Annotated in this window: 22 protein-coding genes; 15 read left to right on the top strand and 7 right to left on the bottom strand. The window is 45.9% G+C overall.

Annotated features, from left to right (window positions below):
• Nucleotides 1–32: 32 nt before the first annotated feature.
• The 4 genes from DXD65_RS13465 to DXD65_RS13450 form a co-directional block, all read right to left on the bottom strand.
• On the bottom strand, nt 33–656 hold the full coding sequence (locus DXD65_RS13465; RefSeq protein ID WP_005825917.1) for a porin family protein: 624 nt from the start codon (nt 654–656) through the stop codon (nt 33–35).
• A gap of 121 nt (nt 657–777) precedes the next feature.
• Entirely contained in the window at nt 778–2,754 is a 1,977-nt protein-coding gene (locus DXD65_RS13460) for an MAC/perforin domain-containing protein (protein WP_022401847.1), read from the bottom strand.
• 44 nt (nt 2,755–2,798) lie between these two features.
• On the bottom strand, nt 2,799–3,197 hold the full coding sequence (locus DXD65_RS13455; protein WP_005825909.1) for a DUF3244 domain-containing protein: 399 nt from the start codon (nt 3,195–3,197) through the stop codon (nt 2,799–2,801).
• Between the two features lie 128 nt (nt 3,198–3,325).
• Nucleotides 3,326–4,906, bottom strand: coding sequence for a tetratricopeptide repeat protein (locus DXD65_RS13450; RefSeq protein WP_117887722.1), 1,581 nt, complete (start codon nt 4,904–4,906; stop codon nt 3,326–3,328).
• A gap of 308 nt (nt 4,907–5,214) precedes the next feature.
• Here DXD65_RS13450 and DXD65_RS13445 point away from each other — a divergent pair, with 308 nt between their 5' ends.
• The 5 genes from DXD65_RS13445 (at nt 5,215) to DXD65_RS13425 (ending at nt 11,982) form a co-directional block, all read left to right on the top strand.
• Nucleotides 5,215–7,053, top strand: coding sequence for an ABC transporter ATP-binding protein (locus tag DXD65_RS13445; protein WP_009037389.1), 1,839 nt, complete (start codon nt 5,215–5,217; stop codon nt 7,051–7,053).
• Between the two features lie 423 nt (nt 7,054–7,476).
• A complete protein-coding gene (locus DXD65_RS13440; RefSeq protein ID WP_009037388.1) occupies nt 7,477–8,556 on the top strand; it encodes a Gfo/Idh/MocA family protein in 1,080 nt (359 codons plus the stop codon).
• Nucleotides 8,557–8,622: 66 nt separating this feature from the next.
• Complete coding sequence (locus tag DXD65_RS13435; protein ID WP_005825899.1) at nt 8,623–10,110, top strand: Gfo/Idh/MocA family protein; 1,488 nt, start codon at nt 8,623–8,625, stop codon at nt 10,108–10,110.
• A 71-nt stretch (nt 10,111–10,181) separates the two neighbouring features.
• Nucleotides 10,182–11,057 carry a DUF1080 domain-containing protein gene (locus DXD65_RS13430; protein WP_005825897.1) on the top strand — a complete coding sequence of 292 codons (876 nt, stop codon included), beginning with the start codon at nt 10,182–10,184 and terminating at the stop codon, nt 11,055–11,057.
• Between the two features lie 22 nt (nt 11,058–11,079).
• Nucleotides 11,080–11,982 (top strand): sugar phosphate isomerase/epimerase family protein, encoded by a 903-nt coding sequence (locus DXD65_RS13425; protein ID WP_005825894.1) that lies wholly within the window; start codon nt 11,080–11,082, stop codon nt 11,980–11,982.
• Nucleotides 11,983–12,075: 93 nt separating this feature from the next.
• Here DXD65_RS13425 and DXD65_RS13420 read toward each other — a convergent pair whose 3' ends face one another.
• On the bottom strand, nt 12,076–12,711 hold the full coding sequence (locus tag DXD65_RS13420; protein WP_117887726.1) for a viroplasmin family protein: 636 nt from the start codon (nt 12,709–12,711) through the stop codon (nt 12,076–12,078).
• Between the two features lie 113 nt (nt 12,712–12,824).
• Between DXD65_RS13420 and DXD65_RS13415 the strand changes: the two genes are divergently transcribed.
• The 9 genes from DXD65_RS13415 to DXD65_RS13375 all read left to right on the top strand — a co-directional run bounded on the left by DXD65_RS13415 (nt 12,825) and on the right by DXD65_RS13375 (nt 22,726).
• Nucleotides 12,825–13,427, top strand: a complete 603-nt coding sequence (locus DXD65_RS13415) for a nitroreductase family protein (protein WP_025834349.1) — start codon at nt 12,825–12,827, stop codon at nt 13,425–13,427.
• A gap of 62 nt (nt 13,428–13,489) precedes the next feature.
• The gene (locus DXD65_RS13410; RefSeq protein ID WP_005825881.1) at nt 13,490–14,017 is read left to right on the top strand and encodes a shikimate kinase; all 528 of its coding nucleotides are present in this window, start codon (nt 13,490–13,492) and stop codon (nt 14,015–14,017) included.
• A 135-nt stretch (nt 14,018–14,152) separates the two neighbouring features.
• Nucleotides 14,153–16,045, top strand: a complete 1,893-nt coding sequence (gene speA / locus DXD65_RS13405) for a biosynthetic arginine decarboxylase (protein ID WP_005825878.1) — start codon at nt 14,153–14,155, stop codon at nt 16,043–16,045.
• 1 nt (nt 16,046) lies between these two features.
• Entirely contained in the window at nt 16,047–16,817 is a 771-nt protein-coding gene (argB, locus tag DXD65_RS13400) for an acetylglutamate kinase (RefSeq protein WP_005825877.1), read from the top strand.
• 60 nt (nt 16,818–16,877) lie between these two features.
• Nucleotides 16,878–17,387, top strand: a complete 510-nt coding sequence (locus DXD65_RS13395) for an RNA polymerase sigma factor (RefSeq protein ID WP_009037385.1) — start codon at nt 16,878–16,880, stop codon at nt 17,385–17,387.
• Entirely contained in the window at nt 17,377–17,859 is a 483-nt protein-coding gene (locus tag DXD65_RS13390; protein WP_009037384.1) for a hypothetical protein, read from the top strand. Before DXD65_RS13395 ends, DXD65_RS13390 begins: the two co-directional genes overlap by 11 nt.
• A 288-nt stretch (nt 17,860–18,147) precedes the next feature.
• The gene (locus DXD65_RS13385) at nt 18,148–19,818 is read left to right on the top strand and encodes a LuxR C-terminal-related transcriptional regulator (protein WP_009037383.1); all 1,671 of its coding nucleotides are present in this window, start codon (nt 18,148–18,150) and stop codon (nt 19,816–19,818) included.
• A gap of 154 nt (nt 19,819–19,972) precedes the next feature.
• Nucleotides 19,973–20,377, top strand: a complete 405-nt coding sequence (locus tag DXD65_RS13380) for a hypothetical protein (RefSeq protein ID WP_005825870.1) — start codon at nt 19,973–19,975, stop codon at nt 20,375–20,377.
• 12 nt (nt 20,378–20,389) lie between these two features.
• Nucleotides 20,390–22,726, top strand: coding sequence for a carboxypeptidase-like regulatory domain-containing protein (locus DXD65_RS13375; RefSeq protein ID WP_009037382.1), 2,337 nt, complete (start codon nt 20,390–20,392; stop codon nt 22,724–22,726).
• 148 nt (nt 22,727–22,874) lie between these two features.
• On the opposite strand, the gene DXD65_RS13370 is transcribed toward DXD65_RS13375, so the two are convergent.
• Nucleotides 22,875–23,735, bottom strand: a complete 861-nt coding sequence (locus tag DXD65_RS13370) for a head GIN domain-containing protein (protein ID WP_009037381.1) — start codon at nt 23,733–23,735, stop codon at nt 22,875–22,877.
• 287 nt (nt 23,736–24,022) lie between these two features.
• Here DXD65_RS13370 and DXD65_RS13365 point away from each other — a divergent pair, with 287 nt between their 5' ends.
• The gene (locus tag DXD65_RS13365) at nt 24,023–24,733 is read left to right on the top strand and encodes a SprT family zinc-dependent metalloprotease (RefSeq protein WP_117887721.1); all 711 of its coding nucleotides are present in this window, start codon (nt 24,023–24,025) and stop codon (nt 24,731–24,733) included.
• A gap of 314 nt (nt 24,734–25,047) precedes the next feature.
• On the opposite strand, the gene DXD65_RS13360 is transcribed toward DXD65_RS13365, so the two are convergent.
• Entirely contained in the window at nt 25,048–25,446 is a 399-nt protein-coding gene (locus tag DXD65_RS13360; RefSeq protein WP_005825862.1) for a hypothetical protein, read from the bottom strand.
• Nucleotides 25,447–25,497: the final 51 nt, after the last annotated feature.

Raw genomic sequence — 25,497 nt, 5'->3', positions numbered from 1 at the left:
GGTTTTCGTGCCCTTTTCCACACTATTAAATCTTAGAAGAAATACCCCACGGAGAGCATCAAGTTGCGGTTTTTGTTTCCGCTATCTTCTATATTGTCCAGTAATCCCCAGTCATATCCGATAGAGACTTGATATTTTTGAAAGAATTCGACTCCTGCTTTGAGTCCGAGACCAAAGTCGAAACGTTTCATGGCATTGCTTCCGAATACTTTGGCAGAATCATGAATGCTTGTCAATCCTTCCACTTCATCAATCAAATATCCCGTTGCCTTCATTTTACCGAAGAGACCGACTGCAAAGTAAGGACCGAAATTGCCAAAGATGGCAAAATTGTCATTGATGGCATATTTGTAGCCCATGTGTATAGGTATTTCTAAATAGTAGGGATTGAATTTCAGAGATGCATCATTCCCATTTATTTGTGTACCTTTTAAGGACAGCAGTGCAGCCATGTCGAGATAAACACCTTGGGCTATCTGGGGCAAGTCTTTCTCGGCCTTGATGCCGACATGGAAACCTACCTTGCTGTCAAAACCATCGGTGGAGAACTTGCTGGAATTCATACCTGCCATCGCTCCCCATTTGAGTCCTTCTTGCGCGTGGATGCCCATAACGCCGGTCATCAGTAATGCGAATAAAACTAAAATCTTTTTCATGTTGTTTTAATTTATATTGATATAAACATAATATATAGACCTGACATACTTCAATGCTTTTGAATAAATTGCATGCAGAGAGTGGGTAATATAAACTCATATACAATAATTGGGTATTAAGTTATCTCCAACACATTGGTACACCTTGTTTATTCAAATTATGTCCTGTTACATATTTCCATGAGTTACTTTTCCCTTTAATATTTTCAATAGCAACAAAAATGGCATCTAAGAAACCATTATTGTCTAAATCATAAAGACTACATGCTGCTCCTTGTCCAGTGTCACACGGTGATAAAGAGTCAGGGAAACGAGGGGTATATATAGGTTTTGCATAAGAGTTACCATACTTATCTATATCAGGTAGTATTTCATATACGAATTTATCTTTACCAGAGGGAGCATCTAATGCCATAAATAGGATATCCAATGTACCATTATTGTCAATATCACCAACTGCAACTCCTGCTCCATCTCCATCATGACCTAATCCTGGAACTTCATATACGGGTGATAGACTCAAATAGTTGCCATTTGATTGTAGGTCGAAAGCAATTTGATATCGAAATGAATTTTCTCCTTCTGGGGCATCATAGACCATCATTAATAAATCAGGAGTTCCATTTTTATTTATGTCACATATATCAATACCTGCTCCATCGTAAAAAAATCCGAGTTCATCTAATGTATTTAGCGAAGATAATGAGTTATAGTGGCCATCAGGTTTGAGGTCATAAGCTACGTAATACCATCGGTAGGCACGACCTGCTGTAGTGGGCTTGTCTGTGCATAAAAGAACCATATCTAATATTCCATTATTATTCAAATCACAGAGGGCGATATCACCTCCAGAATTTTCCCAACCCTCAGCAGAAATTGAAAGAATAGATGATTCTTTTGAATAGTATCCATTTTCATCAATATCATATAAGACTTTATACCAAAAATTATTCTTTCCTTTAGGATTATCTATTCCCATCAATATCATATCAGGCCTTCCATTTTTATCAATATCACCGATAGCAACTCCTGCCCCTTGATTAATATGTCCTAGTCCGCTGACTTGACGTGTACCAGTAGTTGATGGATATAGGCTTATAGAACATACTTCTTTACTCTTTATGTAGTTGTCTATATATGCTTTGAGAGTTTGCTTTTTTGTGGGGTCTGTAACTAATTCATAAATGGGGATAAATGATTGTGAATTATTGTCGACATCAATAAATTTCGGTGTGGAAGATTTTACTGATGCCATCCATTTACCTATATCTATTGATGGTGAATTTTCTGGATTTAAAGAACCTTGCACTCCTACGGCGGGGTCACCTCCTATTGTGAAATAATATAAGGACTGCTCTTTATTAGTTATAGCTAAAGATTCATCATATTGGAATTTTCCATCCATCTTGAAAAGGCTAAAGAGTGAAGCGCCTAACCCAGCGTTTATACTTTCTTTTTTTGATGATGAGGTTGATTTAGCCATATAATACACTTCGAATTTTGCTCCTAAATATATATCCTTTAACACATGAGTTCCATACTCTTCAACAATTTGTTCTGGTGTATATGTAGAGAGTCTTTCAATAAACTGTTTTGTGAGACATGTCTTTAAAACATTAATGTCAGCTTCTGAAATTCGATACCTGCTATCTATATATTGCTGAGTACAGTATGCAAAAGAGTAGTCAGAATTATAATGAGAATTACCTCCGAATGCTATATTTAAAGAGGCGCCACCTATGACTTTTAGGATGCCGGGGGTGCTCATTTGTAATGAAGATGACATGTTGGTGGTAAAATCAATGACATCTTTCCCTGAAGAGTAACGGAACCGAGATTCTTCTAGTTTGTAGGGGGTAATCAGTCCTTTTTCTAATAGTTTATTAGTATCAAATACTATTGCACGACTGGACTTAGTATCTAAATATGGCCCAGTTATATCATAGCCGTACCCTAAAATATCATATACACCATCTCCTGCAGATCGGGTATTTACACTTTGTGGAAATGACGGGGAATTACGTTCGATGATATCTTCATCGGCACAACCGGATAATATAAGCATTACCCAACTCATAAATAGGAATAACTTTTTCATGGCTCTCTATCTTTTTAAATAATGTATTGTTTGTTGTATGATTGTTATAATGAGAAATAACCATATAAAAGAACTTCATCAGACTCTATTTTAATCAAATAGTTACCACTACTGTATCCTTCATCCAAAGTGATGTCAATGTTTGTGGGTTCATTGTATGCTTCTGAATGAATGAGTTTACTAGTTGATTCATTGATGAGGGTTATGGTGACGTTAGGTAATACCTCGTTGAAGTCGACACATACTGTGTTATTATATAAGTAGGCGTTGGCGGTTTGAATGATACTACGAGATATAGGGGTATCTCCTTTACTAATCGGATCTTTTCTTTTTGCTTGGGTTAGGGCAATTTCTGTAAAAGGATTGTTCTCTTTTTGTGCGTATGTCACAATATTGCTTAAAAAGAATGTCGCAATTAAGATAGACAATAGTTTTTTCATCATTATACACTTTTTTGATTATTGATGCCGCAAAGGTCGGTTTAATACGGCAGGATAAGTGTATAATATTGTATAATTTCGGTGTATAATGGCGTATAATATTGTATAATTGTTGTACTTGCTAATGATTGTTATGATTGGCTAGATGATTGGAGATTCTTTTTTAAAGCTTCCTTAAGAGATATCTCTTTGTGTGCAAAGCCCATTTTGTTTTCTAATATGCGGTCTGCCTTTTTGTAAATAGTATCCCGTTCGCAGCTCAATATATGGCAAAAGTGGCTTATCGGGAGGTTTGTCAGGTACAGACAACATAAGTAGATTTCGTCTTCTGTCAGGTGATATTTTGATTGTAGTTCCCGGGCAATATTATTCCAACATTTGTTGGTTTCTGCAATTAGTTGTAGCCAGTCACCTTGATGCATTATTTCTGATTCTGCCTTTTCTTTATGAGAGCGGATGATTAGAGTCATCTTGTTGTATACCTCAGATTGTTCGAATAGAACAAGTCCTGCCTTATACAGCATTTCTTTTTCGGTTCGGTTATTGGGCTTTTGCTTTCTTTTCTTATAGGATAGGATGATTACAGCTACAATGAGGGTTAATGTGATTATTGATATACTTATGATAGAGTAATGGGTGTGTTTGCTGATTATGTTTTGCTTGTTGCTTGGCATCCCTTGTTCTGCGCAGACAATGGCATCGGGCTGTCTGGACTTCTGCATGCTGTCCAAATAGGCAGAGTAGTTGCGTTCCATCTCTAAGGAAGTAGCTAAGTCTCCTTGCTCTTTGGCTATGTCTGCCAGATACATGTAAGCCCCGGCTTTGGTGGCATAGTCTGTTGTGAAAAGGGATTTTTGTAGGTAGTAGCGGGCAGAATCATATTGCAATATTAGGTAATATGCGCTTCCAAGTAGTTCGAAAGCTTTGTAGCATGTTGTGCGGTCTTTCTGTACGCCAAGATTCTGTTTGGCGAATTCTATAGCTTTCTCTCCGTTTTCCATCCAGTTGTATAGTTGGCATAGTGAGGAGAACACATTTTCTTTTAATTGTATGTTGGACTGTTTTTGGACGATAGCGAGTGCCTTCAACATCATTTTTTCGGCTTCGGGATAGAATTCCTCTCCTTTTTCCATTCGGATGAGTCCTCGTCGTGACAGAACTTCTGCTTGAAGAACAGAGTCCTTTAGCTGAATACCTATTTGTTGTGCCAATTGATAGCTGGAATCGGCTTGTGTATTTAGGTTTTGTGAATAGTATAGATAACCTATATTCAGGTAGATAAGACTTAATAGACGTCTTTCTCCTGCTTTTTCAGCCAAGGGCTTTGCTATGAGGTATTGAGTCATAGATTCTGTTCTTCTCTGTGAATCCCGGTAGACGCAGCCGGAATAGTAATGGGCCCTTGCCCGCTTTTCTATGTCGTTTGTGCCGTTGTAGTAGGTCAGGGCCGATTGTATCAGGGAATCATTGGTTTGGATAATGTAGTTCTTATCTCTTGCTTCTGTCATTAATAGGCCATAATAAGCACTGTCAGCTTGGGTCTGCAGGCTGTTTGTCGGGAATGCTTCGAGCATAGATAGGGCAGTGTCCGGTTGCTGAACGATGAGCGAGTCAATTGCAATCAGGTACTTATTATAGTTCACTCGGGTATTGCAAGCAATGGACAGAAGTACGATTAGGACAGATAGGGTTGTGATAATAGCTTTTCTCATGTGGTGAACAAAGTTCTCAGTTAAGTCGGGTGCAAAGGTACATCTTTTTCATTATTTACTCATATAATTGCTTGGGCATATTGAAGTTTGAAGAAAATTGTGTGGAAGTTAGGAGTAAAGATGGAAAATAAATGAGCCGGCTATTATTAAGATGACAATGTATGAGTGTACATGGTGCTGGAGAAGTATGCAAGGACACAAAAGAAAGTAGAGAATGTGGGCATTTAGGCAGAAATAACCTGAAACCCTTTTCCATTCCCTCGTTTTCTTGTATCTTTGCGACCTCATAATTCACTTAACTACAAGCAATGAAGGAATTCCTACAACTGATGCGGCGCTTTGTGTCGCCTTACAAGAGATATATCGGTTGGGCAATCGTGCTCAATGTGCTGTCCGCTATATTCAATGTCTTTTCATTCACACTGCTCATTCCTATTCTCAATATCCTTTTCAAGACGGGGGAGAACACCCAAGTGTATCACTTCATGGAGTGGGGAAGCGGTAGCTTGAAGGAAGTGGCGGTGAACAATTTCTATTATTACGTCACTCAGATGATTGAGACACACGGGCCACAGATGACATTGCTGTTCATGGGGCTTTTCCTTGCTTTCATGACCATGCTGAAGACTTCCTGCTATTTCGGTTCTTCCGCCATTATGATTCCCCTTCGTACGGGAGTGGTACGCGATATCCGCGTGATGGTTTATTCCAAAGTGATGCACTTGCCGCTCGGCTTTTTCTCTGAAGAAAGGAAAGGGGACATCATTGCACGTATGAGTGGTGACGTAGGCGAAATTGAAAACTCCATTACCAGCTCACTGGATATGCTGCTCAAGAATCCTATCCTGATTCTGCTTTATTTTTCCACTCTGATTGTAACCAGCTGGCAGCTGACTCTGTTTACTGTCCTGGTATTGCCGGGTATGGGCTGGCTGATGGGAAAAGTCGGCAAGAAACTGAAGCGTAAGTCGTTGGAAGCCCAAGGGAAATGGAGTGATACCATGTCGCAACTGGAAGAGACGCTTGGCGGACTGCGTATAATCAAGGCTTTTATAGCAGAAGACAAGATGGTGGACCGTTTTAAGCAATGCAGCGACGAGCTGCGTGATGCAACCAACAAGGTAGCCATCCGTCAGTCGTTGGCACATCCGATGAGTGAATTCCTCGGTACGCTGCTCATTGTATTGGTACTGTGGTTCGGTGGTCTGCTTATTCTGGGCGACGGCACTTCCATGGAAGCATCAACGTTCATCTTCTATATGGTGATTCTGTACAGTATCATCAATCCGTTGAAAGACTTTGCAAAGGCAGGATACAACATTCCAAAGGGTCTGGCATCCATGGAACGTGTGGACAAAATACTGAAAGCCGAGAACCCCATTAAGGAACCGGTAAACCCGTTGCCGCTGCACGGGATGAATGACCGGATTGAATTTAAGGACCTCTCCTTCAGTTACGACGGCAAGCGCGAAGTGTTGAAGCACGTCAATCTGATGGTGCCCAAAGGACAAACCATTGCACTTGTCGGCCAGTCCGGCTCCGGCAAATCTACATTGGTGGATTTGCTGCCGCGCTATCACGATGTGCAGTTAGGTGAGATTACAATTGACGGTGTGAATATTAAGAATTTTCGCATCCACGACCTGCGTGCGTTGATAGGAAACGTGAACCAGGAGGCCATCCTGTTCAATGACACCTTCTTCAACAACATTGCCTTCGGTGTGGAAAATGCAACTATGGAGCAGGTGATCGAAGCGGCAAAGATTGCCAATGCCCACGACTTCATCATGGAGACCGAACTCGGTTATCAGACCAACATTGGCGACCGTGGCGGCAAGCTTTCCGGCGGACAGCGCCAGCGTATCAGTATTGCCCGTGCCATCTTGAAGAATCCGCCTATCCTGATACTCGATGAGGCCACTTCAGCACTCGATACCGAAAGCGAACGACTGGTGCAGGAGGCTCTGGAACGGCTAATGAAGACCCGTACCACGATTGCCATCGCCCACCGCCTTTCCACCATCAAGAATGCGGATGAGATTTGTGTACTCTATGAAGGTGAAATCGTGGAACGTGGTAAGCACGAGGAACTTCTCGAGAAGAACGGCTATTATAAGAGACTGAATGATATGCAGTCTCTCTCATAGAAATAAAATTCTGCGTACTTTGCTTCCACCCGCTTGTGCTAGGCTGTTATGACTAAATAGGAAGTTAATTTCCTGCAAACAGCCTATTAATTCTTCTTTCTCTTCTATATTTCTTACGCAGAATCTATGATGCAGGTGGGTGTTGACGGCTGCCGGCAGAGTGTTTCACGGCTGTTAGGCGATGATGAATAAAGGGCGTTCTTTTGTCTTTTACGCTTTTTTAATATCTGCTTGCTTCCATTCTATCACTAATTATCCTATTTTTGCAAAGAACACATACATAAACATTGCAAATATCATGAAAAAATTATATCCAACGTCTACGACGACAGCTACTATGACTATCAGTCCAAGTACTCTTAATCATGTAATTCAATCGACCCCGATAATACTATAACTGTAAATATTTAATATTCGCCTACCATGAAAATAAAAGTTGGTTTGATAGGGTTCGGCAGAATGGGGCAAATGTATTGGGAGGAAATGCAGAAAAGCGGTCGATGGGACATCGCATATATCTGCGATACCGATCCGGCCTCCCGAGAATTGGCAAGAAACCTTTCCCCTTCATCCAGAATCATATCCGATGAACAAGAAATCTTTGATGACCAGAGTGTAGAAGCTGTTGGTCTTTTTGCATTGGCAAATTCCAGAAAAGAACAAATAGAGAAAGCTGTCCGGAGCAATAAGCATATCCTGACGGAGAAACCCATTGCCGATACCATTGATAAGGAATGGGAAATTGTGGACCTGATTGAAAAGTATGATCGCATTGCCGCTGTCAACCTTTATCTGCGGAACTCCTGGTATCACCAGGCTATGAAGCAGTTTATCGATGAAGGCGAGATTGGTGAACTGGCTATCTTGCGCATCTGCCACATGACTCCGGGATTGGCGCCGGGCGAGGGACACGAATATGAGGGTCCCGCCTACCACGACTGCGGCATGCACTACATAGACATCGCCCGCTGGTATGCCGACAGTGAATACAAGACCTGGCATGCCCAAGGCATGCGGATGTGGGACTACAAGGACCCTTGGTGGGTACAGTGCCACGGTACGTTCGAGAACGGCATCGCCTTCGATGTCACACAAGGCTTCGTCTACGGACAACTCTCCAGAAACCAGACTCATAATGCATATACGGACATTATCGGTACAAAAGGTATCGTGCGCATGACGCATGATTTCCGGACTGCCGTAGTGGAACTTCACGGCGTGAACCGTACGCTTCGCCTGGAGAAACCGTTTGGCGGAAAGAACCTGGACAAGCTCTGCAACATTATGGCAGACTCCATCGAGAGCGGGAAACGCGATCCGAGATTGCCGCAGATGCGAGACTCGGCCATTGCTTCCCAATACGGATGGACCTTCCTGGAGGATGCGCGCCGCCACGACCTGCCCGGCATAGGCGACTTGCAGACGCTGGAGGAAATCAAGGAGCGCCGGAGGCATATGAAAGAAGGTTACGGACTGCTCCGTCCGAAGAAAACGGTAGTCTGATGCCTACTGTAATTAAGGATTGTTTTAAAACTCATTATATTAACCGATTTTAAAATCTAAAGAACCATGTCGAAATTTACAAGAAGAGAATTTCTTAAGACCGGAGGTTTAGCTTTGGCGGGTCTTACCATTGCTCCAAGCAGCATTTTGGGTAAGAGCCACGGACACGTGCCTCCCAGTGACCGTTTGAACATTGCTGCCGTAGGTATCGGCGGTATGGGACACACCAACATCAACCATGTGAAGGCTACGGAAAATATCGTGGCGCTTTGTGACGTAGACTGGCGCTACGCGAAAGGTGTGTTCGATGAGCTTCCCAATGCGAAGAAGTATTGGGACTATCGTAAGATGTACGATGAGATGGGTAAGGACATCGATGCCGTTATCATCGCTACTGCCGACCATACACATGCCATCATTACTGCTGATGCCATGACGATGGGCAAACATGTATATTGCCAGAAACCGTTGACGCACTCCGTATATGAGTCCCGTCTGCTTACCCGCCTGGCCGCTTCTACGGGAGTAGTTACCCAGATGGGTAACCAGGGTTCTTCGGACGAGGGTACCGACTTGGTATGCGAGTGGATATGGAACGGCGAAATCGGTGACGTGACGAAGGTGGAATGTGCTACCGACCGTCCCATCTGGCCGCAAGGATTGAATGTTCCCGAAAAGGAAGACCGCATTCCCAAAACCCTGAACTGGGATTTGTTTACCGGTCCTGCCAAGATGAATCCATATAACGAAATCTATCATCCCTGGAACTGGCGCGGATGGTGGGATTATGGTACGGGTGCTTTGGGCGATATGGCTTGCCACATCCTGCACCAGCCGTTCAGAGCTTTGAAGTTGCTGTATCCTACCAAGGTAGAAGGTTCATCTACATTGTTGCTCAATGCCTGCGCTCCGCAAGCACAGCATGTGAAGCTGACTTTCCCCGCACGTGAGAATATGCCGAAGGTGGCTATGCCCGAAGTGGAAGTTCACTGGTATGATGGTGGCATGATGCCCGACCGTCCGAAAGGCTTCCCCGAAGGAAAGCAACTGATGCAGAGCGGTGGCGGTCTGACTATCTTCCACGGAACGAAGGATACGCTGATTTGCGGTTGCTACGGACAGAACCCGTGGTTACTTTCTGGCCGCGTGCCCAATGCACCGAAGGTTTGCCGCCGTGTGCCGAAGGCTATGAATGGCGGTCATGAGATGGATTGGGTACGTGCTTGTAAGGAAAGTCCTTCCAGCCGCGTGATGCCTAAGTCTGATTTCTCCGAAGCGGGACCGATGAACGAAATGGTGGCAATGGGTGTATTGGCCATCCGTCTGCAGGGCCTGAACAAGACACTGGAATGGGACGGAGCCAACATGCGCTTCACCAATATCGGCGACGACGAGACATTGCGTACAGTCATCAAGGACGGCTTCAAGATACACAACGGCCATCCGAGCTTCGACAAGACATGGACAGATCCGGTAAATGCCAAGGCTTTTGCAGAAGAGCTCATCAAGCATAACTACCGTGAAGGCTGGAAGTTGCCCGATATGCCCAGATAAACATTAAAAAGAGTATCGGAACCAGGTTCCGATGCTCATAAACGAATACTAATCATTTAATTTTTCAGATTATGAAGAAAATATATTATTCTTTGGCTTGTTGCCTTATCGGAGGTATGCTCGCCTCTTGCGGTGGCGGTGCAAAGAAATCGAACGCTACGGAGGAAGCTGCAGCTCCTACTACTACTGCGGTGTCTTATTCCAAGTCTCTGAAAGCGCCTGAAACGGACAGCTTGAACCTGCCGATTGATGCGGACGGTTATATCACTATCTTTGATGGAAAGAGCCTGGACGGATGGCGTGGATACGGTAAGGACAAAGTGCCTTCCAGATGGATTATTGAGGATGGTTGCCTCAAATTCTGTGGAACCGGTACCGGCGAAGGACAGACCGGTGAGGGCGGTGACTTGATTTTCGCCCATAAGTTCAAGAACTTTGAGCTGGAACTGGAATGGAAGATTTCCAAAGGTGGTAACTCCGGTATCTTCTATCTGGCTCAGGAAGTTACTTCAAAGGACAAGGACGGCAACGAAGTGTTGGAACCCATCTATATCTCTGCTCCCGAGTTCCAGGTGCTGGATAACGCCAATCATCCGGATGCCAAACTGGGTAAGGACAACAACCGTCAGGCTGCTTCCTTGTACGACATGATACCGGCTGTTCCGCAGAACGCCAAACCTTTCGGCGAATGGAACAAGGCAAAGATTATGGTATACAAAGGTACTGTAGTTCACGGACAGAACGATGAAAACGTACTGGAATATCACTTGTGGACTAAGCAATGGACTGAAATGTTGCAGGCAAGCAAGTTCAGCGAAGAGAAGTGGCCCTTGGCTTTCGAACTGTTGAACAACTGTGGCGGCGAAAACCACGAAGGCTTTATCGGTGTGCAGGATCATGGCGACGATGTTTGGTACCGCAACATCCGTGTAAAGGTTCTCGACTAATTCCTTCTAAAAAGATAGTACTATGAGAATCAAACATATGATGATTTTGTCAGCACTGTGCTTATCCATGATGGCCACAAGCTGCAGCAGCCACAGCACGGAAACGGCGCCGGAAACGACGAAAAAGGAAGTAGCCATCCAGCTCTACTCTGTAAGAGACTTGGTGAAGGACGGCAGTAACCTCGACCAGATTCTGAAGGATTTGGCTGATATGGGCTATACCAGTGTGGAGGCCGCCAACTACAATGACGGTAAGTTCTACGGCAAGACTCCCCAGGAGTTCAAACAGATGGTGGAAAAGAGCGGTATGACCGTGCTTTCTTCGCACACTACCCACGGGTTGTCGGACGAGGAACTGGCTTCGGGCGACTTTACGGAAGCCTTGAAATGGTGGGATCAGTGCATTGCTGCCCATAAGGAGGCCGGTATGGAGTATATCGTGACTCCGTATCTCTCCGTTCCCAAGACATTGAAAGACTTGCAGACCTACTGCGACTATTACAATGAAGTGGGCAAGCGCTGCCAGGCTGCCGGTTTGAAATACGGTTACCACAATCATGCCCATGAATTCCAGAAAGTGGAAGACAAGGAGCTGATGCTGGACTACATGCTGCAACACACCAATCCCGAATATGTATTCTTCCAGATGGACGTTTACTGGGTAGTGCGCGGCCAGAACAGCCCGGTGGATTACTTCAACAAGTATCCCGGACGCTTCACCATGCTCCATATCAAGGATCACCGCGAGATTGGGCAGAGTGGTATGGTAGGTTATGATGCTATCTTCAAGAATACGGATACTGCTGGCGTGCGCCACATCGTAGCTGAGATTGAGAAATACAGCTGCCCCGTAGAAGAGAGTGTGAAGCAGAGTCTTGACTACTTGCTTGATGCTCCTTTCGTGAAGGCATCGTATAGCAAATAAAACATGATGGCGGCTATTCATTCATAAGCTCGGCCGCATCATTTTCTTGACGCGGGCACAACCGGATGAAGAATCCGGGGTGCCCGCGTTTTTTTACTTCCTTCCGAAGTCGGCCGGAATCTCTCCCCATTGTTTTGTCTCCCATTTCAGGATGCGGGTGGTGTAGGTGTTTTCGCGCAACCACTTTTCCGCACGTTCTATCAGGCGGAAAAGCTCTTCGGTCTTGGCGTCACGCGGCAGTTTGGTCTTGCATTTTTTCTGTTTTATCCAGTTGATGGCGTTCACGCTGTCACTGTAGATGGGCATGTCGAAACCTTTCTGTTTCAACAAGGCAAGTCCGTGGACAATGGCAAGGAACTCGCCGATATTGTTGGTTCCGTACATCGGCCCGAAGTGGAAGATTTCCTGACGGCTGGCGACGTGTACTCCCCGGTACTCCATGGCACCGGGGTTTCCGCTGCAAGCCGCGTCTACGGCAAGGCTGTTTTCCGCGACGGCGGTGGGGAGGGGAGCGTCGGTGCCGGGAGTAGTCTTGGCAGGAGAGGGAGCCGACCGTTTGATGTACGCGTACGGCGAAGAGGCAAAGGCTTTTTCCGCTTCCTCGCGTGATTCGAACGACTTGTATTTCGCTCCTTCGTAACCTTTGGTCTGTAGTTGGCAGTCCGTCCAGGAAGTGTAGATACCCGGATTGACTCCTGCCCATACGACGTAGTATTTTTCTTTCTTCATAACTGCGGACAAAGGTAAAAAAGAAAATCCGAACAACTTAACTCTTTCATATGTTTCTTTGTATGGTAACATGGCTTTTTTATAAGCATAACTAAAAAAAGAAAGGACAAAAAATGAAGAGGACATTTGCAGAAGCCATGGCGCATCGCCGTAGCTATTATTCTATCGGCAGCGATTCGCCGGTACTGGATGAAGAGATAGTGCACGTTATTCGTGAAGCTGTAAAGAATGTGCCGTCAGCTTTCAATTCACAGTCTACGAGAATTGTATTGCTGCTGGGCGACGAACATAAGAAATTGTGGAACATCGTGAAGGAAACCCTGAAAGCGCGCATCTCCGCCGAGGCTTTTGCCAAGACGGAAGCCAAGATTGACGGCTGCTTTGCCAGCGGACACGGTACTGTGCTCTACTTTGAGGACACTTCTGTAGTCAAAAAGCTGCAGGAAGCATTCCCTTCCTATAAGGATAATTTCCCCACTTGGTCGCAGCATACCTCCGCCATGCACCAGTTTGCCATCTGGACTATGCTGGAAGATATGGGGTTGGGAGCCTCCCTGCAACATTATAACCCCTTGATTGACGACGAGGTACGTCGCACCTGGAACCTGCCCGACGACTGGATGATGATTGCACAGATGCCCTTCGGTACACCCACCGGTGAACCGGGAGAAAAGGAATTCGAAGATTTAAGCAAGCGTATCAAAATTTTTCTCTGATACAGAGGCGTTTTCAGCTTGGAATTGCTACCTTTGCAGGAAACCTGTAACTCGTAGCAGATATGATACGTATTTTCTTGACCGGCTACATGGGAGCCGGTAAAACTACTTTAGGAAAGGCTTTTGCCCGCGAAATGAATGTGCCGTTCATTGATTTGGACTGGTACATCGAAGAACGTTTTCACAAATCAATCCGTGAATTGTTCACCGAGCGGGGAGAAGCCTCTTTTCGTGAATTGGAGCGAAACATGCTGCATGAAGTAGGGGAATTTGAGGATGTCGTGGTCTCTACCGGTGGCGGTACTCCTTGTTTTTTTGACAATATGGAGTATATGAACGGTTGCGGGCAGACGGTGTTTCTGGATGTACACCCCGATATTCTGTTCCGCCGGCTCCGGGTGGCGAAGCAGCAACGCCCCATCCTGCAAGGCAAGACGGACGAAGATTTGCGCACCTTCATTGTGGAGGCGCTGGATAAGCGTGAGCCTTTCTACTCGCAGGCCCGTTATCGCTTTGATGCCGGTTATCTGGAAAGCCGCAGCCAGATTAGCGAATCCGTGCAACGGTTACGCCAACTTTTAGGACTTTAATCCCTTGTAAATGTGTATTTTTCAGTCCGAGGAGCTGGATATATTAGATTTATGTGTATTTTTGTCGCCCCCTTTATAAGACACACTATAGTGGGAAAATAGTAAATTGTAAATAGTCTAATAGTAAATGTACTGATGAGAAAATGGCGTATTGAAGATTCAGAAGAGCTGTACAACGTAACTGGTTGGGGCACTTCGTACTTTGGTATCAATGACAAAGGTCATGTTGTGGTGACACCGCGTAAGGATGGGGTTGCCGTCGATTTAAAAGAGTTGGTGGACGAGTTGCAGTTGCGCGATGTAGCGGCTCCGGTATTGGTGCGTTTTCCCGATATTCTGGACAACCGCATCGAGAAGGTGTCCTGCTGCTTCAGACAGGCAGCCGACGAGTACGGGTATAAAGGAGAGAACTTTATTATCTATCCCATTAAAGTGAATCAGATGCGTCCCGTGGTAGAAGAGATGATTAACCATGGGAAGAAGTTCAATCTGGGGCTGGAAGCGGGTTCAAAGCCGGAGTTGCATGCTGTGATAGGGGTCAATACAGACCCGGGTTCCCTCGTGGTTTGTAACGGATATAAGGACGAGAGCTTCATTGAACTGGCACTGTTGGCACAGAAAATGGGCAAACGCATTTTTCTTGTTGTAGAGAAACTTAATGAGTTGAATCTTATTGCCAAGATGGCGAAGCAATTGAAGGTGAAACCTAATATCGGCATTCGCATTAAATTGGCTTCCAGTGGAAGTGGCAAATGGGAAGAAAGTGGAGGAGATGCCAGCAAGTTCGGACTGACATCCAGTGAACTGCTCGAAGCGCTGGACTTCTTGGAGAAAAAAGATATGAAGGACTGTCTGAAGCTGATACATTTCCATATCGGCAGTCAGATAACCAAGATACGCCGCATCAAGAATGCTTTGCGTGAAGCTTCGCAATTCTTTGTGCAGCTGAACAAGATGGGCTTCAACATCGAATTCGTGGATACTGGTGGCGGTATGGGAGTTGATTATGACGGTACACGCTCTTCAAGTAGCGAAAGCTCCGTCAACTATTCCATCCAGGAATATGTCAACGATGTGGTGTCGACTTTCGTTGATGTTGCCGACAAACACGGGTTCCCTCATCCCAATATCATTACCGAGACGGGACGCAGCCTGACTGCCCATCACTCCGTGCTTATCTTCGAAGTGCTGGAAACGGCTTCCCTGCCCGAAATGGACGACGACTGGGAACCGGGAGAGGATGCTCACGAACTGGTGAAGGAACTGTATGACATCTGGGATAATCTGAGCCAGCGCAGTATGCTGGAACCTTGGCACGATGCGCAGCAGATACGCGAAGAGGCACTCGACCTTTTCAGCCATGGCATCGTCGACCTGAATACGCGTGCACAAATAGAGAAACTCTACTGGAGTATCTGCCGCGAAATCAACTCCATTGCCAGCGGCATGAAGCACTGCCCCGAGGAATTCCGCAAGTTGAGCAAGCTGCTTGCCGACAAGTATTTCTGTAACTTCTCGCTGTTCCAGTCATTGCCCGATTCCTGGGCTATCGACCAGATGTTCCCCATCATGCCCATACAACGGCTGGATGAAAGACCCGACCGCGAGGCTACCTTGCAGGATATGACTTGCGACTCGGACGGCAAAATTGCCAATTTCGTCAGCTCGCGTGCCGATACGACCACCCTGCCGCTGCACTCGTTGCGCGACAAGGAACACTACTATCTGGCGGTTTTTCTGGTCGGAGCTTATCAAGAGATTCTGGGAGATATGCACAATCTGTTTGGTGATACGAATGCCGTGCATGTGTCTGTCAATTCCAAAGGCTACACCATCGACCAACTGATTGACGGCGAGACGGTGGCTGAGGTGTTGGACTACGTGCAATATAATCCTAAAAAACTGGTACGTACGCTGGAAACTTGGGTGACGCAGTCCGTCAAGGAAGGGCGTATCTCTGTGGAAGAAGGGAAGGAATTCTTGTCTAATTACCGTTCCGGACTGTACGGATATACTTATTTGGAATAAAATGGAGAAACTGACTGTAATAAAGGTGGGTGGCAAGATTGTAGAAGAGGAAGCCACCCTCTATAAGTTATTGGATGACTTTGCAGCCATCGAAGGCTACAAGGTCTTGGTACACGGAGGCGGACGCTCGGCCACGAAGCTCGCTGCCCAACTGGGTATTGAAAGTAAAATGGTGAATGGCCGCCGCATCACTGATACCGAAACGCTGAAGGTGGTGACCATGGTGTATGGCGGACTGGTGAATAAGAATATCGTTGCCGGCTTGCAGGCGCGTGGTGTCAATGCACTGGGCTTGACGGGAGCCGATATGGATGTAATCCGTTCGGTAAAGCGTCCCGTGAAGGAGGTGGATTATGGGTTTGTGGGCGATGTGAAGCAGGTGAATGATGCTTTCTTGGCAGACCTCATTCATAAGGGTGTGGTTCCCGTGATGGCTCCGTTGACACACGATGGAGACGGGCACATGCTGAATACGAATGCCGACACCATTGCCGGAGAGACCGCCAAGGCTTTGGCGGGCTTGTTCGATGTTACTTTGGTATTCTGCTTTGAGAAGAAAGGGGTGCTGCGTGACGAGAACGACGATGATAGCGTGATTCCACAGATAACGCCGGAGGAATTCAAGCAATATGTGGCAGATGGTGTGATTCAAGGTGGCATGATTCCAAAATTGGAGAACTCTTTCGAGGCGTTGAATGCGGGTGTGTCCGAAGTCGTAATCACTTTAGCATCAGCCATCAACGGGAACAGTGGAACCCGTATCCGAAAATAATTCAAAAAAAACGGCAATAGGCTGTAACTTTCTGAATACTTAACCGTCAATTTATTAGAGATGCAAGAACTCAGCTTTCGCAATGACATTCTCCCGCTGAAGGATAAGCTTTTTCGGTTAGCCTTGAGAATTACGTTTGATAGGGCAGAGGCAGAGGATGTCGTGCAGGAAACGCTGATAAGGGTTTGGAACAAGCGTGACGAGTGGTCGCAGTTTGGTTCTATTGAGGCCTATTGCCTGACAGTGGCAAGAAATCTGGCGATAGACCGTAGCGAGCGAAAAGACTCCCGTACCGTGGAGCTGACCCCCGAAATGGAGCAGGCCTCCGATGCATCGGGCCCTTACGAGAAGCTGGTGAACAAGGAACGGATGGCGTTGATACACCGGCTGATGAACAGACTTCCCGAAAAGCAGCGGCTGATTATGCAGCTTAGGGATGTGGAAGGTAAAAGCTATAAAGAAATAGCAGCAGTCCTGAACTTGACCGAGGAGCAGGTAAAAGTGAACCTCTTCAGGGCGCGGCAAAAAGTGAAACAAACGTTTATTGATATAGAAGGTTATGGACTCTAAATATATAGAACAACTCCTGGAGCGCTACTGGCAGTGCGAAACTTCTTTGGAAGATGAGGCTGAATTGCGTGCTTTCTTTAGCGGAAGCGATGTGCCCAAGCACTTGCTTCGCTACAAGGATTTGTTCGTATATCAGCAGCTTCAGCAGGAAGTGCATCTGGGTGAGGATTTTGATGCCCGGGTGCTTGCCGAAGTGGAAGTTCCGGTGGTCAAGGCAAAGCGCCTGACACTGGCCGCACGCTTCATGCCGCTGTTCAAAGCCGCCGCAGTAGTGGCAGTGGTTCTTTCGCTGGGAAATGTGATGCAGCATTCATTCTTTTCGGATGTAGAGGAAGTAGCCGCAACCGATACTATCGGTAAACAGATTTCCGCACCGTCGGTAGCTCTTTCGGGAGATGTGCCCGTGTCTCATGAGAAGCAGGTGATGGACAGCCTGCGCCGGGTGAACAAGGAGCTGGAAATCAAGGAATAGATATTTTCATTTGCTTTTAAAATAACATTTTCATTTGCTTTAAACATAATAATAGTTAGTGTGCTTTATTAAAACAACTTGAGGCTGTGAAGTTTCAATTCTCTCAAAATCTTATAAAAACTAACTAAAATAGAAGGGACGCCGCGTGATGCAGCGTCCCTTTGTTGTTCTTGCCTGTGGGTTACAAGGCTTTTTATTTAAGGGAGTTATTATTTACAGTATATATAGTTTGGAGTCTGCCGTTTTTTTTCTCAACTTTACTCACTGCAAATATATACAATGGAGAAGATGAGAAACATACTATACATCTGTATTATGCTTTTAGGCATTATGTGCTTTGTAGGCTGTAATGACTGTCATGGCAACAAAAAACTTTTGGCGCAGACCGACTCTTTGTTGCAGAGCCGTCCGGACAGTGCGCTGAAGTTGCTTAATTCCATAGAAAAGGATGTCGGGTTTTCAGAAGCGGAGTGGATGCAGTTCGTTTGGAACTGTGCGCAGGCCCGCTACCGTATGGGTATGTCATTGGCGGAAGATTCGCTGCTTCCTGAAGCGATACACTACTATCGTGAGCGGAAAGACTCTTCCCGTATGCTTGATGGCTACCTGCTTGAAGCCTCCTATTATAAATGGATGAAGCAGGAGGAACGCATGGATGAAGCGATTGAGAATGGCTTGGACTATGCCATAGCCCGGAAAGACACCTTCTGGCTTCTTCTTTTTTATCGGGGAAAGGCAGAGATAGCTTATCTGAGAAATGACCACTCCCAGGCGATAGAGTTGATGGAAAAGATATTGCAATATGCTGATAAGCTATCTGTCCGGGAACATTGCTCCATACTCTATGACCTGGGACTCAATATGGCGCTTGCCAACCACCCTTCTTCTTCGGATTACCTGGAACAGAGTATTGACATGGCATTGGCGGCAGCCGATACAGCTTCGGCCTGTCACTATCTGAGGAATTATGCCGCTTTTCTTGCCAACAGCCATGAATATACCAAGTCCAATGAACTGCTTCACCGGGTTAGACGGCTGATGCCTATGACCGACAACTATCCCATTCTGCAGGTAATCTTTGCTGAAAACTTCCTGAACCTTCATCAGTTGGATTCTGCCCGTTACTATTGGGAGCAGGCGTGGAACAATGAATTGAAGCAGGAAGAAAAGAGAGCCGAGGGCTTTTCTGTACGCAGTGCGCTGGCACAGTTGAAAACAATTCTGGACTATACTTCCGGGGCACCTTTGGACATTGTCACTTTCGGTAGGTTTGCTGATTCTGTCAGGAATGAGATGAGGGACCAGAATAGCGTGATAGAGCAACAGCTGGTGACCAGGAACAAGCTTCAACAGTTGAACTATGAGTTGATAATCAAACGGCAGAAGACACGGATGTATTCGATGCTGGTTGTTGTTGTGTTTGTCGGGGTACTTGTTTCCCTTACCTTTTATATCCGTAACAGACGGAAGCGCCTTGCCGAAGCCGAGGAACGTATTGATGCACTGACCCGCCTGCTGGAAGATGCCCAGAAGGTATCGGACAATCAGGAAGAGAATAGCGGTGCTTTCTTCAAGAAGCTGCTTCTTCAGCAGCTGGGTATCATACGGCTTGTTGCCAATACGCCTACCTCACAGAACCAGGCGTTGCTGAAACTTATTTCGGGCATCGGCAATAAGGAGATTCCGGTGGAAGGACTTCTTGCCTGGGCAGACCTTTATCCGGTAATTGATAAACTATACGATGGCTTTTATTCCCGCATGATGGAAAAGTTCGGACAGGTATTGTCTGATAAGGAAGTGCAGATATGCTGTCTGCTCTGTGCCGGTTTCTCCACGAAAGAAATCGGTGTGGTCACCCAACAGACAAGTGCAACCATCTACGTGCGTAAGACTTCCATCCGAAAGAAGATAAATGCAGGCGAAAAACAGGATATTGTGGAGTGCATAAGAGGCATTTAGACCGGAAGAGGCCGGATTAAGACTTTTATAATATGTCATTGTTGATAATCAGTGCTTTATGTGCTAAGTATTAAGACTTTTAATAGTGCGATTTAGTAGGAGTTAAGAGACTTCTTGCCTTAACTTTGCATCAAATCAAAAAACAGAAAGTCTTATGAAAAGTACATTCAGAACAATGGCAATCGCAGCGTGTTTCGCACTTGTATCTCTTACTTCATGTTACTTCCCCGGAAGCGACCAGTATAAAATAAAGTCGGCAACTAAGGAATATGTTAAGTCGCAGTTAGGCGAAGGTGAGAAATTCCGTTACGGATACCTGGAGCGTAAATGTGGTCGTAACGTAGACGGCAAATTTTGCAAGTATGCCGAAGTGCACTATGAGGTAATAAGCGCGTCGGGCGAAACTTCAGAGAAAATGCTCTTTCTGCTGATGTCGGAACATTGCGATTCCGTATTGGATATCTCGGAGGAGAGAGACAAGGAGTGGACCAATAAAGAAACTCTTTCGTCAGAAGAGATAAAGGCAATCATCGAGTCAGCTTTAAAAGACAAACTCTAAACACCGGCATTTATGAAAAAGATTCTTGTTATAGCTATCGTATGCCTGTTGGGTAGCTTTGCCGCAGCGGCACAAACAGTGAAAGTAAACGGTACAATTGTAGATGAACAGAACCGTCCGGTGGAATTTGTCAATGTAGCCCTGATTTCCTTGCCCGACTCTTCATTCGTTACGGAAAGCACCACTGATGGCAAAGGTAAATTTGCTTTGAGAGCCACTGCCGGTTCGGATTTCCTGTTAAGACTCTCTTATATCGGTTACGTCGGCGAACAGATTGTCATCAGGACTCCCCAAGGCACTGTGCAGATGGGAGACATTATCTTGAAAGAACAGTCGGTAGCACTGGACGAGGTGGTAATATCGGGCAGCAATATCACGCAGAAGGTAGACCGCATGGTTGTAGTACCCACCGCTACTGCCATGAAGAATTCCTATAATCCCTACGACCTGATGCTGAACCTTGCCATTCCGCACTTGAAGGTGGATGCTCTTGGTAAAGGCCTGGAAGCCAATGGCGGCAGCGTACAGACACGTATCAACGGTATTGTGGCTACCTCCACCGAAGTGGCAGCCCTCCTGCCCAAGGAGATTGTAAGAATAGAATTCATCGAAAATCCGGGAGAGCGCTATGGCGACAGCAGCCTGGGCGCTGTGGTGGACATCATTGTCCGCCGCCGCGAAACGGGTGGACTGGTCAATATACAAGCCACTAATGCTCCCCACATGTTGTTTAGCGAGGACAATGTGGTGGCAAAGTTCAATCATAACAAGTCACAATGGGGATTGTTCTATAACTTGTCTGCCCGTAACTTCAAAAAAACATATACGGATATAGACGAGACATATGTGTTGGAAAATAAGACGATACATCGTGTGCAGGAGGGGCTTCACGACCAAAACAAGCACTTTACCCACAATATCGACCTCTCTTACAATCTGACGGAGCAGGATAAGTACGTATTCAACGTCGTGTTCCGCAACAGTGTCTATGATGCCCCTTGCCTGAACCAGTCGAACAAGTTGTATGATGCTGCGGATGCCGATAACTATATCTTCTCCAGACTGAAGAACAAGCAGTCCAGCTACACTCCTTCGCTCGACCTTTATTACCAGCGTACATTACCGAAGAATCAGATGCTTACGATGAGCGTGACCGGTACGCTGATGCACACCGACAATAATAGGCTCTACCACGAATATACGCCTCAAGCCGAAGACCTGGCGATGATTGAAACAGATGTGACGGGGAATAAGCGTTCCATTATCGGTGAAGCCATCTACGACAAGCGTTTCAAGTTCCTCGTATTCAGCGCCGGATTGCGCCACTACCAGATGTATGCCAGGAACGAGTATGCAGGCTCTTCACCCGTCGTATCGGAAATGAACCAGGCAAAGACAGCGGCGTTTGCCGAGGTGCAGGGTAATATCAGGAAAGTGAGCTATGGTGTGAGTGCCGGACTGACCCGCTCTTATTTCAAGGAAGGAGGGGAGGAACATACCTACTATACCTTTACTCCCACTGTCCGTCTGAACTTCTCTCCGCACAAGAACGGCAACATCAACTATCGGTTCAATGTCGAACCCAAGATTCCTTCGCTCAGTGCATTGACCAATGTGGAGCAGGCGATAGATACCATCCAGATAGTACGCGGTAACCCGGCATTGGAGACTTACAGCGTTTTCAACAATACGTTGAACTATTCCTATATGAAGAAGAAGTTCGTCTTCATGCTGAATGTGACACATGGCTATCACAAGAATATCATCATGGAGAGTGTGTTTGCCGAGGGAGACAAGTTGGTTTCGATGAACGAGAACCAGCGTTCTGCACAGTTTCTGCGCTTTGGCCCTTCTTTCACATTCCGCGGACTGAACATTGGTAGTCTGAAGAATTTCCTGACGCTGAGTATAGATGGTGGATTTACACGTTACTGGTCTAACGGCAATACCTATACCCATACGTATAATGATTTCTATTACAACCTGGGTGCCGTGTTCAATTATAAGCAGTTCTCTCTGTTGGGACAATTCAGTAAAAGGGCGAACGAGCTGATGGGCGAAACGATTTATAAGGGTGAAAACCAGGCTGCTGTTTTAGCCACTTATACCCACAAGCGGCTGCAATTAGGAGCAGGGATGATGTTCCCGTTCACCAACAACTACAAGACGGGCAAGGAACGGGTGAGCAAAGTGGCGCCCTATACCTCGTGGAGTCATGCGAAAGAAATAGGACAGATGGCGGTTATCAAGCTGAGTTATAACTTCGAGTTTGGTAAGCGTTACAAATCATCCGGCAGACGCATCAATAACAGCGACAATGAATCGGGCATTCTGAATATAGATAAATGACAACTGTTCCCGTGCTTCGGAGGTGTGGGGTGATAAAAGAACGAAGGGCTTCCTCGCGGGAGTCCTTCGTTCTTTTTGCAGGTAATTATTTGAGAGAGAATTTAGTTTAGGTTTATAGTCATCAATCTGAGAATCTATGTTTTCTATGTTAGAGTTTATACAGTCCTTTCTTGGGATAGTCCAGTTCCGGATTACCCTTGTAGCCTACACTGCCGCTTCCGCTGGTGCGTACTTTCAGGAAATCTGTGGCATGGCACTTGATGTCGCCTGAACCGGCAACACTGGCAGATGCTTTCTTGGCAACGAAATCGGAAGCAAGCAAATCACCCGAACCTGCCACGCTGTATTCAGCTTCTTGGGTACTGCCGCTCAGGATGGCGGTACCCGAACCGGCAACGGATGCTCTGGTGAAGTTGGCGGTTACGTTATTCAGCTTCATGTCACCTGAACCTGCAACGGATACTTGGAGGTCATTGCAAGTGATGTTGCTGCTATTGATGTCTCCCGAGCCTGCGATGGAAATATCGAGGTCTGTGCAGGAGATGTTGTTTCCACTGATGTCACCCGAACCAGCCACAGAGATTTTGATGTCATCCGTCTTCAGTCCGTTTTTCAGTTCCACGTCTCCCGAACCTGCCACGGCAATGCCGTTCAGCTTTTCTGCGGACACACGTACTTCCAGTTTATTATAGGATACGCTGACGTTCTTCTTGAAGCCGATGTAGAGGGTATTGTCCTTGACACGGATATCCAGTAAGTCTACAATGTTGTCCGAGGTGTATACTTCCACTGTCGGTTTGCCGGACTTCTGCGTGTAGGTCACGTCGGGGCTGCCGGCTACACTCAGCTTGGTGAAGTTGTCCACTTTTATGTCTTTGGTTACATAATTCTTGCTTGCCTTGACCGTCTTGCTGCCGAAGCCTCCGGAACGGTATGTGTGTTGTTGTGAACAAGCGGTTGTACTGAATGCCAATAAGGCGATTGCGATAAATGTTGTTAGAGCTTTCATATTCTTTTGTTTTTTGTGATTCAGTATTTATTAGTTAGACGTGATCTGCCTTGAAAAAGTTGCATATAAAAATGCTTTTTTCAAAGGACGCTCGGTCATCATACTTTAATCAATTATTGTGCCATAAGTGTAAAATGTTGATTATTAAAGGATAGTCGCTTTTGTGTAGTGTTCATTATCGGACACTCCGTCCGCTTTTGTCAGGTATTTGCTTGCGTTTTTGGACGATTCTTTGTTCATTTGCAAAGCCTCTTCCCGCCCCTTTCCTATGGGAGAGGCTTTGATTTATGACAGTAAACCGCATTATAGAAGATAAAGAGCTTGGTCCTTTGTTTGTCCGGGTCAATGCCCGGGCACGGCGCCTCACTTTCCGTACAAAGGAGGACGGAATTTACGTGACTGTGCCTCCCCGGACTTCCCTTGCCGAGATAGAGAATGCCATCGAGCAGCTTCGTCCGCGTCTGAAGGCTGCCATACAGAAGCAGGTCAGAAAGCTGATTGATTTGGATTACCGCATTGATACGGAGTTCTTTAAACTGACATTGGTCAGCGGACAACGGGAACGGTTCTTGTCCCGTTCGGAATTGGGGGAAATGCAGATAATCTGTCCTCCTGATGCCGATTTCTCGGATGAGAAGCTGCAGGCTTGGCTGCGCAATGTAATTGAGGAAGCTTTACGGCGAAATGCGAAAATTGTTCTTCCGCCCCGTCTGTATATGCTTTCCATGCAGCACAACCTTCCTTACAAGAGTGTGAAGATAAATTCCAGCAGCGGGCGTTGGGGAAGCTGTTCGGCACAAGGCAATATCAACCTTTCCTATTATCTGGTACTTCTTCCCAAGCATCTGATAGACTACGTGCTACTGCACGAACTGGCACATACCCGCGAGATGAATCACGGGGAGTGTTTCTGGGATTTGCTCGACCGGATGACTGATGGAAAGGCACAAGCATTGAGAGCGGAGCTTCGGAAATATCAAACGAAAATAAATGGTTAGAGATTAGTATGGACGGTAAGTAGTTCCTTGTTTTACAGACAGTGATACTGCAAAACTACTGCATACCTCTTGCACTGTCACTGCACTCCTTTTGCAGTGCTGCTGCAATACCTTTGCAGTGACACTGCAACTGTTTTGCAGTAACGCTGCAAAAGGTATGCAGTATCGCTGCAGTGTCACTGCAGGAGTTGTGTAATGTCTTTGCAGTAGCACTGCAAAAGTTATGTGATGTCTTTGTAGTGGCTGTTGGTAAGCCAGGAAAAAGCTTGTTGACTCCGAAATATGAGAGCAAAATGCTTCACAACTTTTTATCCCTAATTTTTTGCCAGCTGCTTCACCTCTTCCCCTTCCTTCTCGAACCGGTATTCGCCCCCTTTTTCGCTTAGCTCAAATAAGGAAAGCTTTTCAGTTGCATTGTTTACAATCATGAGTGCGTTTTGCTCGGCAAAGCGTTTCACTTCGATGGTGAAAGGTTCTTCTGCAATGGTGCGGTTCACCAGCAGGCTGTCGTTGATGAATATGGAAGTGGAATCTCCGGCAAATCCTTTCGTCAGTGTGATGGTGTATGTCTCGATGAAGTTGCGTTCTCCTTCTTTCCGTTGTTGCAGCCTCATGCTCATGTAGACAAAGATGACAACTACAAAAATCACGGCGAAAGCAAGGATGCCGTTGCCTATCATAAACTGCTTGTTGGTATTCAGTCGGTGTGCCATGGATAAAAAGTTTTTTTAAGAATGGTACAAATGTAATGAATAAATTTGAAC

It is taken from the genome of Bacteroides sp. 4_1_36 (assembly GCF_003466325.1).
Lineage (GTDB): Bacteria > Bacteroidota > Bacteroidia > Bacteroidales > Bacteroidaceae > Bacteroides > Bacteroides uniformis.
Note: the sequence above shows the minus strand (reverse complement) of the source record. Positions and strands in the feature narration are given on the sequence as shown.

What these genes read in the sequence shown, in the direction of transcription:
- DXD65_RS13465 (WP_005825917.1), bottom strand. Translation starts at nt 656, where the DNA reads ATGAAAAAGATTTTAGTTTTATTCGCATTACTGATGACCGGCGTTATG.
- DXD65_RS13460 (WP_022401847.1), bottom strand. Translation starts at nt 2,754, where the DNA reads ATGAAAAAGTTATTCCTATTTATGAGTTGGGTAATGCTTATATTATCC.
- DXD65_RS13455 (WP_005825909.1), bottom strand. Translation starts at nt 3,197, where the DNA reads ATGATGAAAAAACTATTGTCTATCTTAATTGCGACATTCTTTTTAAGC.
- DXD65_RS13450 (WP_117887722.1), bottom strand. Translation starts at nt 4,906, where the DNA reads ATGAGAAAAGCTATTATCACAACCCTATCTGTCCTAATCGTACTTCTG.
- DXD65_RS13445 (WP_009037389.1), top strand. Translation starts at nt 5,215, where the DNA reads ATGAAGGAATTCCTACAACTGATGCGGCGCTTTGTGTCGCCTTACAAG.
- DXD65_RS13440 (WP_009037388.1), top strand. Translation starts at nt 7,477, where the DNA reads ATGAAAATAAAAGTTGGTTTGATAGGGTTCGGCAGAATGGGGCAAATG.
- DXD65_RS13435 (WP_005825899.1), top strand. Translation starts at nt 8,623, where the DNA reads ATGTCGAAATTTACAAGAAGAGAATTTCTTAAGACCGGAGGTTTAGCT.
- DXD65_RS13430 (WP_005825897.1), top strand. Translation starts at nt 10,182, where the DNA reads ATGAAGAAAATATATTATTCTTTGGCTTGTTGCCTTATCGGAGGTATG.
- DXD65_RS13425 (WP_005825894.1), top strand. Translation starts at nt 11,080, where the DNA reads ATGAGAATCAAACATATGATGATTTTGTCAGCACTGTGCTTATCCATG.
- DXD65_RS13420 (WP_117887726.1), bottom strand. Translation starts at nt 12,711, where the DNA reads ATGAAGAAAGAAAAATACTACGTCGTATGGGCAGGAGTCAATCCGGGT.
- DXD65_RS13415 (WP_025834349.1), top strand. Translation starts at nt 12,825, where the DNA reads ATGAAGAGGACATTTGCAGAAGCCATGGCGCATCGCCGTAGCTATTAT.
- DXD65_RS13410 (WP_005825881.1), top strand. Translation starts at nt 13,490, where the DNA reads ATGATACGTATTTTCTTGACCGGCTACATGGGAGCCGGTAAAACTACT.
- speA (WP_005825878.1), top strand. Translation starts at nt 14,153, where the DNA reads ATGAGAAAATGGCGTATTGAAGATTCAGAAGAGCTGTACAACGTAACT.
- argB (WP_005825877.1), top strand. Translation starts at nt 16,047, where the DNA reads ATGGAGAAACTGACTGTAATAAAGGTGGGTGGCAAGATTGTAGAAGAG.
- DXD65_RS13395 (WP_009037385.1), top strand. Translation starts at nt 16,878, where the DNA reads ATGCAAGAACTCAGCTTTCGCAATGACATTCTCCCGCTGAAGGATAAG.
- DXD65_RS13390 (WP_009037384.1), top strand. Translation starts at nt 17,377, where the DNA reads ATGGACTCTAAATATATAGAACAACTCCTGGAGCGCTACTGGCAGTGC.
- DXD65_RS13385 (WP_009037383.1), top strand. Translation starts at nt 18,148, where the DNA reads ATGAGAAACATACTATACATCTGTATTATGCTTTTAGGCATTATGTGC.
- DXD65_RS13380 (WP_005825870.1), top strand. Translation starts at nt 19,973, where the DNA reads ATGAAAAGTACATTCAGAACAATGGCAATCGCAGCGTGTTTCGCACTT.
- DXD65_RS13375 (WP_009037382.1), top strand. Translation starts at nt 20,390, where the DNA reads ATGAAAAAGATTCTTGTTATAGCTATCGTATGCCTGTTGGGTAGCTTT.
- DXD65_RS13370 (WP_009037381.1), bottom strand. Translation starts at nt 23,735, where the DNA reads ATGAAAGCTCTAACAACATTTATCGCAATCGCCTTATTGGCATTCAGT.
- DXD65_RS13365 (WP_117887721.1), top strand. Translation starts at nt 24,023, where the DNA reads ATGACAGTAAACCGCATTATAGAAGATAAAGAGCTTGGTCCTTTGTTT.
- DXD65_RS13360 (WP_005825862.1), bottom strand. Translation starts at nt 25,446, where the DNA reads ATGGCACACCGACTGAATACCAACAAGCAGTTTATGATAGGCAACGGC.